9 protein-coding genes are annotated in these 15,117 nt (G+C 33.5%); 7 read left to right on the top strand and 2 right to left on the bottom strand.

Annotation, left to right across the window (positions count from 1 at the left end; translation table 11 throughout):
* Positions 1–16: 16 nt before the first annotated feature.
* Positions 17–1,192: an MFS transporter gene (locus J2Z60_RS01540; RefSeq protein WP_209685699.1), complete on the top strand. Its 1,176-nt coding sequence runs from the start codon at positions 17–19 to the stop codon at positions 1,190–1,192.
* A gap of 2 nt (positions 1,193–1,194) precedes the next feature.
* Positions 1,195–3,540: a family 78 glycoside hydrolase catalytic domain gene (locus J2Z60_RS01545; protein WP_209685702.1), complete on the top strand. Its 2,346-nt coding sequence runs from the start codon at positions 1,195–1,197 to the stop codon at positions 3,538–3,540.
* A gap of 119 nt (positions 3,541–3,659) precedes the next feature.
* Here J2Z60_RS01545 and J2Z60_RS01550 read toward each other — a convergent pair whose 3' ends face one another.
* A complete protein-coding gene (locus J2Z60_RS01550) occupies positions 3,660–4,559 on the bottom strand; it encodes an AraC family ligand binding domain-containing protein (RefSeq protein WP_209685704.1) in 900 nt (299 codons plus the stop codon).
* Positions 4,560–4,850: 291 nt separating this feature from the next.
* On the opposite strand from J2Z60_RS01550, the gene J2Z60_RS01555 reads away from it, so the two are divergent.
* The 3 genes from J2Z60_RS01555 (at position 4,851) to J2Z60_RS01565 (ending at position 8,895) form a co-directional block, all read left to right on the top strand.
* On the top strand, positions 4,851–6,440 hold the full coding sequence (locus tag J2Z60_RS01555; protein WP_209685706.1) for an alpha-L-rhamnosidase-related protein: 1,590 nt from the start codon (positions 4,851–4,853) through the stop codon (positions 6,438–6,440).
* A gap of 16 nt (positions 6,441–6,456) precedes the next feature.
* On the top strand, positions 6,457–7,656 hold the full coding sequence (locus tag J2Z60_RS01560; protein ID WP_209685708.1) for an MFS transporter: 1,200 nt from the start codon (positions 6,457–6,459) through the stop codon (positions 7,654–7,656).
* A 117-nt stretch (positions 7,657–7,773) separates the two neighbouring features.
* Positions 7,774–8,895 (top strand): NAD(P)-dependent alcohol dehydrogenase, encoded by a 1,122-nt coding sequence (locus J2Z60_RS01565; protein ID WP_209685710.1) that lies wholly within the window; start codon positions 7,774–7,776, stop codon positions 8,893–8,895.
* Between the two features lie 61 nt (positions 8,896–8,956).
* On the opposite strand, the gene J2Z60_RS01570 is transcribed toward J2Z60_RS01565, so the two are convergent.
* A complete protein-coding gene (locus J2Z60_RS01570; RefSeq protein WP_209685712.1) occupies positions 8,957–9,544 on the bottom strand; it encodes an NAD-dependent epimerase/dehydratase family protein in 588 nt (195 codons plus the stop codon).
* A gap of 328 nt (positions 9,545–9,872) precedes the next feature.
* Here J2Z60_RS01570 and J2Z60_RS01575 point away from each other — a divergent pair, with 328 nt between their 5' ends.
* Together J2Z60_RS01575 and J2Z60_RS01580 are read left to right on the top strand one after the other, a co-directional pair.
* Positions 9,873–12,803 (top strand): SLAP domain-containing protein, encoded by a 2,931-nt coding sequence (locus J2Z60_RS01575; RefSeq protein WP_209685714.1) that lies wholly within the window; start codon positions 9,873–9,875, stop codon positions 12,801–12,803.
* Between the two features lie 132 nt (positions 12,804–12,935).
* Positions 12,936–14,990, top strand: a complete 2,055-nt coding sequence (locus J2Z60_RS01580; RefSeq protein WP_209685716.1) for a caldesmon family protein — start codon at positions 12,936–12,938, stop codon at positions 14,988–14,990.
* The last annotated feature ends 127 nt before the right edge of the window (positions 14,991–15,117 follow it).

The following is a 15,117-nucleotide window of genomic DNA, read 5'->3' on the forward strand; positions in this document are numbered from 1 at the left end:
AAGGAGCGTACAAACTATGAATAGAAAAAAGTTACCTTTAGCGATAGGTATTTTGAGTATGAATTTACTGACAATGTCATCGTCAGTTATTGGTTCTGCAATCGCAGCAATTGCCAAGTCATTTTCAGGTGAACCTGTTTCTAAAGTGCAAATGCTCAGTACAATTCCACAATTAGGTCAAATAATAGCGACGCTAATTTTCAGCTATTTAACTTATAAAATGACTAGAAAAAATATTGGTATCTTAGCTATATTGTTTGTCACAATTAGTGGTTTAATTCCAATTTTCTATAATAATAATTTAAATACAATTTTAGCTTGTATGATCGCTATGGGATTTGGCATTGGATTGATAACTAATGTGGGACCTGTCTTAGTTCAAGAACATTTTGAAGGTGAGGAAAGAGCTTCTGTTATGGGATGGCAAGTTGGATTTAATAATATTGGAATGATGACTTTAACTGCCTTAGGTGGAGTGCTTGGTGCAACTAATTGGCGCAATCTATTCTGGATATACGTTATAGGTGTATTAATTTTATTAATTACTTATTTTTTAGTACCTAAAGATAAAAAAATTAAAGCACAAAAAAGCAATGATAAAATTAGTTTGGGAGTAGCGTTTAAGCATGTTAATAATTTAGTTTATGTTTACTTACTTATTACCTTATTTACTTCAATTGTAATGACCATGTTTATGGCAAATCAATCTATTGTTTTAGCAAGCAAGGGTTTAGGTACTAGCTACACTGGTTTGATTACAGCAATTGGTAATGTGGGTGGCATTCTAACAGCTGTATTTTTAAGCAAAATTCGTAAGTTTACTAAGAATTATACTATTGCATACGGTTTTATTGCCTTTGCATTATCATTTATATGTGTTGTATTTTTTAATAATATGGGGATGCATGTTTTAGGCAATGCCTTCTCGGGCATGGGAATTGTAATGATCAATGCTACAATTCCATTTCAATTATCGAATTTGTCTAGTCAGGAAGAGTTTCCAGTTGTCATTTCAATGAATTCTTTAATTAGTTCTATTGCTGGTACCTTAGCTCCAATTTTACTAGCTATCTTACATATTCAAGTTGGCAATGGACAATTTATTTCAGGAATTATTTTATCTCTATGTGTTGCAATATTAATTTTTGTGACTAGATTAGGTAATGTTGTAAGTAAAGCAAAGGAAAAATAAAAATGAGTATTAAAAGAAATTGGCAAGCTAAGTGGATCACGGCTAAGACAGCAAAAGTAAATGATGAACCTGAATTTTCTTTAGCAGAAATGTTTAGCGGGGCTACAATTCAACAAGAAGCTCCAGATAAAAGATTGAAGCCACCTGTTGTTTTTAAAAAGATTATTAAGTTAACTAAGAAAGTAAAGCATGCAGCTTTAAATATTACTGCTCATGGTATCTACATAGGCTATATCAATGGGCAGTTAATCAGTGATGCAATTTTTGCACCTGATTATACTTCATATAAATCATTTCTACAGTATCAAAATTATGATGTAACTAAATTTCTCAAACTTGGAGATAATATACTTTACTTTATTGTTGCGGATGGCTGGTATGCTGGAAGAATAAGTGTTCAGGGAGGAAGTAATCAATTCGGTAATCAGTTGGCACTTCTGGCTGAATTAGACATTAAGTATATTGATGGAACTTCGAAGATTATCGGCACTAACAGCGACTTTAGTGTTGGTAGCGATAAGCACCGCTACGCTGATATTGACATTGGTGAGAGACAAGACTTACGGTATCCAGATTTAATCAATAATGATCAATTATTCAATGATAATGCAATTAAAATTGATGAAAGCTACGATAACTTAGTCTTACAAGAAGGTCCCCAAGTCAAGCACCAAGAAATGCTAAATCCAGTTAAGATTTGGCAAGAAAGCAATAGCTTAATCATTGACTTTGGTCAAGTTATTGCTGGTCGAATTAGATTAAAGGCATCTTTTCCAAAAAATAAATTAATAAAAATAGAACATGCGGAAGTTCTTGATGAAAATGGAAAATTCTTTAAGAACATTGTAGGGAGAAATAAGAACCAGGAAGATTACGTTATTGGTAACGGTGAAGTTGCAACGTTTGAACCAGATTTTACTTTTCATGGTTTTAGATATGCTAAAATTACTGGTTTAAAAGAAGATAATATTAAAAGTATTATAGCTTTTGCGATTTATAGCGATTTTAAGAGAACGGGATGGATTTCTACTTCGAATCCAAAGGTAAATAGTTTACTGCAGAATATCTTATGGAGTCAACGGGGCAATATGTTGTCAATTCCAACTGATTGCCCGCAAAGAGAGCGTGTTGGCTGGACTGGCGATATGCAAGTGTTTGCCGGTGCCTCAACGTTCTATTACGACACTTATGAATTTATCCGTAGGTGGCTTAAGAATGTGCGCGCAGACCAACGAGAGAATGGTGAGATTTTAGACTATTCTCCAGCACCGAAAGATTTCTTTAAGAGCGTTGAATTCACTGGTAGTTTATCTTCAGCAGGCTGGGGTGACGCAATAATACTAATTCCTTATATTCTATATCAAAAATATGGTAAGAAAGAAATTTTGCAGGAAAATTTCACTGCAATGGAGCGTTGGCATAACTTTGCGGTAAAAAGTGCTGCAAGTAACAAAAAAGATAATACTAAATATTTATGGGATACTAAGTTTCATTATGGTGATTGGATGTTTCCAAGTTTAATGATGAAGAATCCAGACCCAATGAAAACAGCTAAATTGACTAAGAATATTGTTGCTACAAGCTTTCTAGCTCATACTTCAGAATTGCTAGGAGAAATTGCTGAAATTTTAGGTGCAGATGGTCAAAAATATTTTGATTATGCAAAAAAGGTTAAGGAAGCATTTAATGAATACTATGTTAAAGATGGACAATTGACTAGTGATTTTCAGGGATGCTATGTTATTGCAATTGCCTTTAAGATGGTTAGTGGCCAAGTAAAAAAGAGGTTATTTAATAGATTAGTTGAATTAATTCATCAAAATGATGATAGACTTGATACCGGATTTTTAGCAACTCCGTATCTATTAGATGTATTAACTGAAAATGGACAAGAAAATTTAGCTAAAAAAATATTTTTAAATGAAGATTGTCCATCATGGCTGTATGAAGTTGTTCATGGTGCAACGACAATTTGGGAATCATGGGCATGCATCCAGCCTGATGGTAAAGTAGGTACCTTTTCATTTAATCATTATGCAATGGGCGTAGTAATCAATTGGATTATCGAAAAAGTTATTGGATTAGGTAACCTTAAACCTGGCTTTAAACAAATTGAAATTAATCCAAAAATTAAGGTTTTACCTGATTTTAAGTTCGAATATCAGACAGTTTCTGGCAATATAATGATTAACTTAAAAGACAATATCTATACCTGCCAAATTCCTCAAGGTATAAAAGCAGAACTTGTTGTTAGCGATACTGAACAATTTGCACGATCCTATCCTAATGTTAAAAAAATAAGTAAAAATAAATTCTTAGTAGGTAGCGGGAAATATAGTTTCATCTAGCTGGTTCATATGTGGTGAATATAGAACTTAATGATTTCTTTTTTGCTTTCTAAATTCGTTGGGGGTCACATTAGCAGTACGTTTGAATAATCTAAATAATGAAGGAACACTACTATAACCTACAATATATGCAATGATTTATGAATTTCTTTCAACAGCTGAGAAGCTACGGCAAACTTACGCATGTCAACTAATTCTTGGAATGTTTTTCCTGTATCAACTTTTAATTTATTCCCTAAATAATTTGAGTTATATTTAAACTTTTTAGCTAACTGAGGTAGTGTAATAGATTTATAATTTTGGTTGATGTAGTTAAGTAACTGCACAGTGTCCTGATTTTTATAAGTATTGAAATTGATTAACTCAGATTGGACACACTTGACTAACTCAGGAACTAATAGTGAATATAGTGCGTGCATTGCATTATTTTTGTCTAAGTCATTGCCTAAGCCTTTATATATCAGACTTTCAATCAAGTATTGAGCATACTCGTTGTTATCTAGGTTAAAAATAATATAATTATCGTGAATACTGTCAATTTTTGATGCATTAAAGAGAAACTGTGTCACTATATTAGGTGAGGAAGATATAGTATCAAGTATTGAATTTATAGAGTTGCCGTCTTTTAAAAGAATATTTACTAAAATATCGTCTTTATTCATATAATCAATTGAATGGGATATATTTTTATCAAGCATGAGGAGCGAGTGCTCATGAAGAAGAACAGTTTCATCATTTATATATTGAGTGCAATTGCCTGAGTAAATATAATTCATTTCAACAAAATTATGTTTATGAGTCGGCATTACAGAAAAGCGATGGTGCTTTGAAACTAAGATATCTTGATTATGATCAAAAAAACTTCGTGGCATATGTATAATGGCGTTGGGGTCTCTCTCCAATTCTTGATTAAATTCTTCAGTATACTTATCATCAAGGTCGTTAATATTTCGACCTACTATAAGCTGTTCTTTTTCAGTGTTATCGACTTGAAATAAAATATTATCTAAAAATTTCATTAGTGTATATGCCTGTAAACTTGCAATAAAAACTACCTCATTTTTATATTTTAAGGCTTAATATAAGCGCTTACAACTAATGATAGCCACTTTATACAAGCTAATAAAAAATTAAATAATATATAGAATAACGTATTTAACTCAATTCATATTTTTATATGGATTGAGTTTTTTATTTTGTGTAAATTTTTCTGTAAAAACGCAATGAATAATGCTAATCATAAGAAATTGTTTATATTTTGATAGCGCTTACAATTAATATTGATAGAAATAATAAAGAGAGGGAATAAAATGGATTTTCAAGAAAATAGAAATATAAAATTTATTCATAATCAATATTTATTGGAAAAAGCAGAAAAGCTAAAGCCTCAATTAATTAAACATAGCATTTCACCAACTAGACTTGTTGATATTGTTCCCGATAACACCAATGTTTATAATTTCAGCGCAAAAGAGAGCCATCAATCACTAGATAGCTTATCTAACTATAGCTTTGGCAAGGGTGAAAGGATAGTTTTTGACTTTGGTGATCATTATGTTGGACATTTTAAAATTAATATTAGTTCACTTGGCTCGCCAATGGACGCCCCATTATTTTTACATTTAAAGTTTGCTGAATTACCAGTTGAGTTGGCTGAAGACAGCGATGGGTACCAAGGAATGATAAGTAAATCGTGGCTGCAAGATGAATATATTCACCTTGATACTTTACCTCAAACACTTGCCTTACCTCGCCGCTACTCATGTCGCTATGTAGCGATAGATGTAATTGATACTTCACCTAAATGGAAGGCTGTGTTCTCTAAGCCGGTGTTTACTGCAGAAAGTTCAGTTGAGCTAAATCAAGTAACACCTGTAAATACAAAGAATAAAAAGCTTAATAAAATTGATAGTATTGGTCTCAAAACCTTACAGGATTGTATGCAGCAGGTTTTTGAAGATGGACCTAAAAGAGATCGTAGATTATGGCTTGGTGATTTGCATTTACAGGCACTTGCCAATTATGCCACGTTTAACAATAAAGAATTAGTAGAAAGATGTTTATATTTATTTGGTGCTTTACCTGCAGAAGATGGCAGAATCACTACTAATATTTTTACTTTTACTAAGCCAATTCCTGATGATACTTTCTTCTTTGATTATGGCTTATTCTTTATTTCAACTTTGTATGATTTCTATAAACAATTTCAAGATAAGCAAGTTTTAGATGACTTATATTTAGTTGCTAAGCAAGAACTTGATTCAGTTTTAACAACGTTGAATAAGGATTATATCATCGAACCTGATAAAAACTGGTTCATATTTGTAGACTGGAACATGAACTTTGATCGTAATACCTGCGGGCAAGCCATCTTAATTTATGCCTTAAGACAATTTATTAAATTGGTAGAAATTGAAAATGATCAAGAAAATATAACAAAATATAAAGCTATTTTAACTAAGATGATTAAATCGTCTAAAGAAAAATTATTTGATAAAAAGATAGGCTTATTCATTAGCGGAAATGATAGAGAGATAAACTTAGCAAGTCAAGTATGGATGGTTCTTGCCCATGTTTTAACTAACAAGGAAAACTATAATTTAATGACCAAAGTTATAAAGCTGTTCTTTCCAATTCATGATATAGCAACCCCTTATATGTATCACTATATTGTTGAATCATTATTTGAAAGCAATCATAGCAATGATGCAATTAAGCTGATCGAAGAATATTGGGGCAAGATGGTCGATTATGGTGCTGACACTTTTTGGGAAGCATTTGATCCTAATAAGCCAGATGATTCCCCTTACGGCAGCTTAGCAATTAATAGCTTTTGTCATGCGTGGAGCTGTACCCCCGTATATCTAATTAGGAAATACATTACTCACACTATTAATTAGAAAGAAGATATTCGTCATGAGCAGTAATAAAAAGTTAAGTACATGGAAAAAAGTATTACTAATAATAGCCTTAATGGCACTAAACATCGTTGAACAAGCAGCCAGTGCAATTTCTGCCACAATACCTGCAATGGCTAAAACTTTTACAGGAGTATCAATGACTAATGTTGAAATGATCACTACTGCAGTAAATATTACAGTAACAATATTCGTTTTAACATCTGGCTTTATTAGTAACAAAATTGGTCAAAAACAAACAGCTGTATTAGGTTTAGCTATCGCGGCTATAACCTCAATAATTCCAGCATTTACTAATAGTTTTGTAGTTGTTTTAATGTCAAGAATTATTCTAGGAATTGGGATTGGCTTAGCTAATCCATTAGCGATTAGTTTAATAGGTGAATTCTTTACTGGTGATATATTGGCTTCATTAATGGGATGGCGCTCAGCAATCGCTGGAATAGGGGTCTCAATCATGACTTTCTTTGCGGGTCAATTGTTAAATATTAGTTGGCACGCTGCATATTATGTATATCTTTTATTTATTCCAGTATTGATCCTGTTTACATTCTTTGTACCGCAACCAGAGAAAGAGGGATTACAAGCACAAAAATCGCAAAATAATGATAAAAATAAAGAAAAATCCGAAATTATACCTCATGCACGTATTAAAGTAGCTGGTTTGGCGCTAGTTTTATTAGCTTACTTTTCACTGGTTATGATCACTATGATTAAGATGGCCTTGCTTTATATTGAACAAGGCATTGGTTCTGCTACGGCTGCAAGTAATGTATTAAGCCTAGTAGGTTTTGCCCAATTACTTGGTGGCGCTCTTTTTGGGCTTGCATATAGATATCTAAAAAGTGCGATTCTTCCAATTGCTGTTATAGTTGGCGGAATAACTATGATAGGAATTGCCTATACTAATAATGCTAATATTGTCATGCTATTAAGTTTAGTTTCTGGTTTTATTGGAGGAATGGGAATACCATATATTTTCACCAGAGTAAGCGCATATTCAACTACGTCAACTGCACCACTTAACAACGGTATCGTCTTGGTTGGTTCTAATTTAGGCTCATTTATTGCACCCTATGTAGCAGCTATATTTGGCAAGACTGCTCAAGCTGCTTTCTTAGGTGGGGGAATTGCTATGACAGGACTAGGAATTGTAATTATTATGGCATTCGTTATTTTGAATAAGTCTAAATATTAAATTAAACAAGCTATCAATTTGTTACTTAAAATATTTCACAATGATATTGCAACCGATTTCATTAGTGATAAACTTAACAATGTAAGCAAAAGCTATTAATGAAATCGAGGCAAAATTATGAAAATCAAAGCTGCTGTAGTTGAAAAAGTGGGAGATCCATTTGTAATTAAAGACGATATTGACTTACATGAAGTTGGTCCTACAGACGTGCAAGTTCATATGGTTGCTAGTGGTATCTGCCACTCAGATGAAGCAATTAGAAAAGGTGACGCTTCTCTAGGTTATCCTGTAATCTTAGGACACGAAGGTGCTGGTATCGTTGAAAAAGTGGGTTCAGAAGTTCAAAATCTTAAACCCGGTGACCATGTTGTAATGGCATTCTATGCAGATGGTCTTTGCGATAAGTGTTTATCAGGCATTCCTACTCAATGCCGCCACTATGCTGATTACAACTTATCAGGTGTAAGATTTGACGGTGAAGATCAATTCCAGGAAAACGGCAAACACATTTCTGATATGTTTAACCAATCTTCATTTACGACAACTACTGTAACTAATCAAAGAAACTGTGTTAAAGTTGATGACGATGTCGACTTACGTAAGGTTGGTCCTCTAGGATGTGGTTATATTACTGGTTCTGGAACCGTCTTTAACACCTTAAAGCCACGCCCAGGTCAAACTATTGCTGTTTTTGGTACTGGTGCAGTTGGTCTTGCAGCAATGATGGCTGGGAAAATCTCTGGCTGTACTAAGGTAATTGCTGTTGATATCGTACCTTCACGTTTGGAACTAGCTAAAGAACTTGGTGCTACCGATGCAATTAATTCTAAGCAAGAAGATCCAGTTGCTAAGATCAAGGAACTAACTGGAGGCTATGGTGTTGATTATGCTGTAGATACTACTGGTGTATCTGCAGTAATGAAGAGTGGAATTGACGCTTTGGCTCAAGGTGGTACCTTAGCAGCAATTGCCGTAACCCCTAATAATTTAGAATTTTCAACTTGGAATGACCTATGTACTAATGACCGCAAGGTAATTGGCGTTAACATGGGTGATGCTATTCCTCAAATTGATATCCCAAGATTGATTGCTTTCAATAAGTTAGGTATGTTTGATTTTGAAAAGACTGAGAAGTTCTATGACTTTGAAGATATCAATCAAGCAGATGCAGATTCAGTATCAGGTAAGACTATTAAGCCAGTTTTGATTATTGATAAGGATTATGAACCTAGTAAATAAAGCTAACTTTACATAAATTAAAATATATAAACAAAAAGAACATCCCTTCTCAGGAAGATTCCTAGAGTAGGGATGTTCTTTTGTGTCCAGCTTTAACTACTTTATTTACTAATTCACCGGCTATTTCAGTTACTGTTACTGGCTTATATTTTTTAGAGAAGATACCAATAATATCTAAAATGGCAGCCATCCTCCCCTTATGGCCCTCGCCGAATACTACAGTGGGCGTGACAACAGCAAGCGGAATGTCGCTAGTATTTAACATTTTTATTATTTTTTGTTTAATTTTAACTAATTGTTTATTCCCAATGCTTGCACTAATAAAACCCATTGCCTTAACATGATGCTTTTCAGCAATTTTCATCATCGTTTGAGCAGGAAGTTCATTCAATTGCTTAAACTTATCAGGATTTTTTTCAGAACCACCAATTAAGTCAACGATATAGGTGATTTGAGAAGGTAATTTTTCATCAGTTTGTTCAAAATTAGCTGCGTCAGCACGAATATTGTGAATGTTTTCTCCAGAGATTTCACTTTTTCCCAGACGAGAGACAATATAAAATTGAGCAGTAGGATCTTTCTGACGCCAGTATTTAACAACATTAGTTCCAATATATCCGCTGCCACCCAATAAAACAATATTTGTCATAAAATCACCCTTAATACTTATAATGTCAACGAAAAAAATTTTAATCTTTATAAGAATAGAAATCAATTAAGTTAGTCATTATTTAATAATGCTTAAAATTTAAATGTTAAATTATTCACTTTTAAATAACATCATTAAGTGCATGATTAATTGAATATAAAACTATATTTTTTAAATAATATATAAGCTCAGAATATTAATATTTTAGCATTTATAATCCATATTAAACTTAATATCATTTTTATGATAGCGGTTGCATAAAATAATATTAAGTTTTATAATAGCTTTACAAATTTAATCATTTTTTTTGATTTATCAGGAGGAAACAATGAAAAAAATTACAATTACCAGCTTAACAGCCGTAGCTTTAACTACTGTCGCTTTAACAAGTGCCAACTCAGCTAATAATACAGTTAAAGCGGACGTAGTAGATAATAATACTAGTGCAGCAGCTAAATCAGTTACACAAACTGCTCAAGAAGCAGTTGATTCAGCTAAACAAGATGTGGCTAATGCTCAAGCAAATGTTGACGCAGCCCAAGTAGCATTAGACAATGCCCAAGCTGACGCTCAAGCACCGCAAGCTGCCTATAATAAACAAGAAGAAAAAGTAGAAAAAGACAAAGATGATGTTGCTTCTAAACAGTCAGCTGTTAAAGCAGCAGAAGATAAGGTTAAAGCTGCTCAACAAGTAGCAAACGAAGCAGAAGATCCTGCTAATATTAACAAGGCTAAACAAGCTGTTGAAGATAAAAAAGCTGACATTACTAATAAGCAGTCAGCTGTATCTCAAGCTCAAAAACAGCTCTCCTCTAAGCAACAAGCTGTTGATCAAGCTATGGCCAATGTTAAGTCAGCTCAAGATAATTTAGCAACTAAACAAGCAGCTAAATCTGCAGCTGATATTAAAGTTAAGAATGCTCAAGATGCCCTAAATGGTACTGGTATTAATGAAGCTAAACAAGCTATCAATACTTATCAGAATAATATTAATAACCTTAACAATGCTATTAAACAAAATGAGGATACTTTAGCACATAATAATGATGTACTAAAAGATAATCAAAATAAGGTAACTGACGTTAAAGAAAAAATTAATGCCGCTAATAAAGACCTGGCTAGTGCTAAAGAGAATGTTTCTTCACAACAAAAACAAGTTAATACTGCTAAAGAAGAATTGACAAAATTAATTCAAGAAATTGAAGCTAATAAGACTACTGGGATTGCTGGTTTATTTAAATCTTTATCTCAAGATACTAGCTTAAGTGAAGCACAAAGAGCAAATGCTAAAGAAGCTTACGATATAGTAATGGGTACATACAATCGACCTGATTGGTATGGACAAGTTGTAAATATTGGTGCTAAAGATGATGCCACTAATATAGATCTCGTTAAAGATACTTTAAAGTTTTATAGTCAAGTAAATGCAGCTCGTACAAGCCATGGTCGCGAGCCGTTGAACGTTTCCTTCATCGATGTTGCTACTGCGGTTTTAAATGCTGATTATCAAAAAATAGGTAATATATCTCACTCGAAATGGAGTATGAGCGACGCTGAAAATATAGCCGGCGATCCAGATTACCCTGTAGACCAATGGATGAGTGAAGAAGCAACATGGAAGCAATATGTAGCTGAACATCCTGATTGGAGTTATGGTTTAGATGACACCTATAGATTTTACAAGGAACACTCGAATGAATACTATTCAGTTGGGCATTTCTTAAATATTCAAGATCCAAAATTAGCTTCATTTGGGTTAGGTAGGTATGATGGAGATACTGTATATGATGCAACAAGCTCATATAGAGTTTCAGAATCAAGTACAGTACCCGTTTCACAATATGTTGAATTAATTAATAACTATATTACAAATCTTGATCAACTAGATAAAGTAAATGCAGCTAAGCAGAGAGTAGCTAATGCTGAAAAAGCTTTGACAAATGCAAAGAATGGCCAGTCTCAAGTTGAAAATAATATTGCTATCTTACAAGCTAACTTAGCAGACCTTCAAAAAGGCGTAGAAGCTAGCCAACAAGCAATTGCAGCGACTCAAGATGCTATTAATAAGCAAAAAGAGGACTTATCTACCCAGCAAAAGAACCTAAATAATGCTCAAGAACGCTTAGCAAATCTCACCGCATCTAACGAGCAAAAAGCCGCTATCTTAAGTGATGCTTTAGCTAGTCAAAAGCAAGCTCAAAGTGAAGTTGAAGGAGCTCAAAAGCAATTAGATCAAGCTCAGGAAACACTTAAATCAGCACAAAGTTCTCAAACTAGTTTGGCTCAAGATATTGCTAATAAACAAGCTGCAGTTAAGCAAGCTCAAGGTGAACTGACAAATATTGTTGCTAAGAGGGATGCTCTTTTAAATGCAGCACAGAACTTGTCCAATGCTAAAAATACCCTAGCTAGCGCTCAAGCTAACTTAGATCAAGCTCAAACAACATTAAAGTCTGACCAAGATATACTTGATAAACTTGCTCCAGCTAAAGAAAAAGCTGATAATAGCGTCGCTCAAGCACAAGCCAATTATGATGCAGCAGTAGCTAGCCTATCATCTGCTCAAGCTGCATTAACTAATGCTGAGAAAGAATTAGCTGCATCCCAGGCAGAACTAGTTATTCCAGATAAGCAATCTACATCTAAGGAATTTAAGCTAACCCATAATGCTTATATTTATGACAAAGACGGTAATGCAATTAAGTCTAATGGTAAGAATATCACTCTAAAGAAGGGTGAAACTATTTCCGCTCAAAATAACGCCCAATTTGTAACTATTAATGGTAAAAAGTTCTACCAAATAGGAGAAAACCAATTCGTTAAAGTCGGAAATGTTAAAAAACAAACTGCTAAGTCTATTAAACTGACTCATAATGCTCTAGTTTATGAGAAGACTGGCAAACTAGTTAGAAATGGCTTATTACCTAAATCAATTAAGCGTGGAAATACAATTAAAGTTTTAAATAAAGGTAAGATATATACTATCAAAGGCAAGACTTATTACAAGATCGGCACTAATGAATATGTCCGTGTTGCAAACACTCACCTTAAGACTAAAGCAGTTAAAGTTACTGCTTTAATTAAAGGAAAAGCTGGTCAAAAATTTGCTACTAATAATAGAAGTGGCAAAAGAAACGGTCACTATGTAGTTGCGGGCAAGAAGTATCATTTTAATGAAAAACTTGTAATTAATGGTAAACTTTACTACAAGATTACTTGGACAAATAATTGGGTTTCTGCAAGTAAGATTAATTTTTAAACAACTAGTAGAAGAGAATGGCATAAGTCATTCTCTTTTATTTTGGGTAAAAATCCACAATACTTTTAATTTCTAAGCTATAATTAATTTATAGTATATTTTTTATTTTTATTTTTAGAAAAGAGAAGTTTTATGGTTAATAATAAAAAATTGAAAAATCTATTGCATCAGCGTAATAAAGATAATTTAAAAAAATCACGAAGTGTTGAGAAAGTGGAGTTTAATGATGATGATATTGCAATTCCGTTTGCGACAGCTGAGGAAGTTAAGTCTAAAGGTATACGTCATGAATTAAATAGAGTAAGAAGATTTACTGCAAAGAATTTTTTGAATAAATATCGTTACAGCGCTACTGACCATCGACTAATTAAGCCATATTATTATTTAAGACAATGGTTTAACTGGACTGGTGTTGTAGCAGATATTTCAATGCCTACTGGTAGTGATTCGACTAGAATAGACGGTAAAGTCTTAATAGATAAGTTTTGTTTTGAAAATGAAGTAACTGGTGAAAAAGAAATGCTGGATCACCATATTTGGTTAAACGTCAATAATATTCGTTACTTGATGAATGGACCTAAGTTAACTTTAGGGATAGGGGATGTTATCCAAGCCACTAGTCGCGTCATGCAATATTCTGGTAAAGGCGGTTCAGTTGAGAAGTTTGGTTTAGGTTCAACAGTTATTCGTGCTGGTGGTATCTTAGTCTCTTATACTAAGAATATTAATTCCCCTAAATCACAAGTGATTACCAGTAACTACGATCATGGTGATGATTGGGTGCTAAAGCTAGACAATAGCGGTATACCCGATATTACCTTACAAAATTACCGAGAAAATAAAGATATCCGTATCTTTGCCAATAGAGAACATGGTCACGTCCTAGCAACTTATCAGCCAAGCCGCTATGTACATTATTTTGAACGTTTGCAAGATAGTAGTTCTAATACTCCAATTAAGGAAATAGATGAGCCAGTCTTGTATACTGCAACTATTAACGACTTTAGGGTCTATGAGCAAGATGGTGAACTTGTTCCTAAGATTGTCTTGGAGTCAGTTACTAATCCGATCGGGCGGATTGTCTGCGCTCGTAAGACACTTGACTTTAATGAAGCATTAATTAGTCTAGGCACTTTGAGAAAGGGCGACAAGATATCATTTAAGCTCAAGGGTGATATTAATAGTTTAAGAACTAATGAACTAACTAAGTTTAAGCTTTTAACCCCTCATCAGACTTACGATCTACCAAAAGAAACCCAATTACTAAATGGTTGGATTATGAATTCATTCTTCTATACTCCAGCTAAAGACTATGATTTAATTGGTAAATATTTACATTGGCAACAAGTCATTTCTCGTGAAGATGTTGATGTAACTGAAGATAACTTCGATGAATACTACGGATTAACTGCTAAGGAAATTTCTAAGAAGCTCGATTTAGATATAGAGGTAGTTAAGAATTATCTACAAGTTAGCCTTCCTAATAATAGTGATATTCTGTATTCGTTTATTGATAACAATGATGAGCAACATCGTTATTATCGTCCAGAGGTGTTAGATCAAGTGGAGAAGCATTTTAAACACACTAGCCAAAAAGCCCAGAGTGCCCTTGAACGTGCTCAAGCTGCTAAGCATGCATATTCTCGTCAAGTTAAGGAAAAAGTGATTGCTATTCCTAGGGCTCAGGATACTAAGCCTGTTAGTGATAGAGAATTTGAACGTAACTTGCTTGCTAAAATGGAAGAACAGTCAGCTAAGTCTGAGGATAAAACTGACAAGGTTGCCCCTGTTCCTACTTCAGAGACTAAAGCGGAACATGAACATCAAGAAACACCAATTAAGAAAGAAATTACAAGTAGTCTCGCTCCAACTGAATCTCCTAAATCAGTCAGTGAGCCGGTTAAGCTAGAAGAAGATCAAGAAGCTACTCTAGATGAAACTAAATCACAAGTTGAAGTTAAGACTGTCGAACCTATTCAAATTAAGACTAATGATAAGTTTATGGTTAAGTTTGTTTGTGAAACTGGGACTTATACTAGTGATCAATTTAGTAACTTCCAAGCTGTAGCTAAGTATCTTCAGCAATTAACAGAAGCTAATAAACTAAATAAATTCTTACTCGTTAAAAATGAATCAGGACAAGATAGTATGATTTCTGTTAAGCAAATTTTGGAAGTAAAAATATAATTTAGAGATGAATATATAGTAGGTTAGTAACAGTGCTAATCTACTTTTTTATTTATAAGCGTTTCTTAAAGTACTAAAAAAGATTATACTTAGTAATTGAAAGCGATTACTGAAAAGAAATGGTGAA

Origin of the sequence: Lactobacillus colini, assembly GCF_017874575.1 — a bacterium.
Classification (GTDB): domain Bacteria; phylum Bacillota; class Bacilli; order Lactobacillales; family Lactobacillaceae; genus Lactobacillus; species Lactobacillus colini.

Excerpts from the sequence above, each read along its gene's own strand:
- J2Z60_RS01555 (WP_209685706.1), top strand. The coding sequence starts at position 4,851 with ATGGATTTTCAAGAAAATAGAAATATAAAATTTATTCATAATCAATAT.
- J2Z60_RS01575 (WP_209685714.1), top strand. The coding sequence starts at position 9,873 with ATGAAAAAAATTACAATTACCAGCTTAACAGCCGTAGCTTTAACTACT.
- J2Z60_RS01560 (WP_209685708.1), top strand. The coding sequence starts at position 6,457 with ATGAGCAGTAATAAAAAGTTAAGTACATGGAAAAAAGTATTACTAATA.
- J2Z60_RS01545 (WP_209685702.1), top strand. The coding sequence starts at position 1,195 with ATGAGTATTAAAAGAAATTGGCAAGCTAAGTGGATCACGGCTAAGACA.
- J2Z60_RS01570 (WP_209685712.1), bottom strand. The coding sequence starts at position 9,544 with ATGACAAATATTGTTTTATTGGGTGGCAGCGGATATATTGGAACTAAT.
- J2Z60_RS01540 (WP_209685699.1), top strand. The coding sequence starts at position 17 with ATGAATAGAAAAAAGTTACCTTTAGCGATAGGTATTTTGAGTATGAAT.
- J2Z60_RS01580 (WP_209685716.1), top strand. The coding sequence starts at position 12,936 with ATGGTTAATAATAAAAAATTGAAAAATCTATTGCATCAGCGTAATAAA.
- J2Z60_RS01565 (WP_209685710.1), top strand. The coding sequence starts at position 7,774 with ATGAAAATCAAAGCTGCTGTAGTTGAAAAAGTGGGAGATCCATTTGTA.
- J2Z60_RS01550 (WP_209685704.1), bottom strand. The coding sequence starts at position 4,559 with ATGAAATTTTTAGATAATATTTTATTTCAAGTCGATAACACTGAAAAA.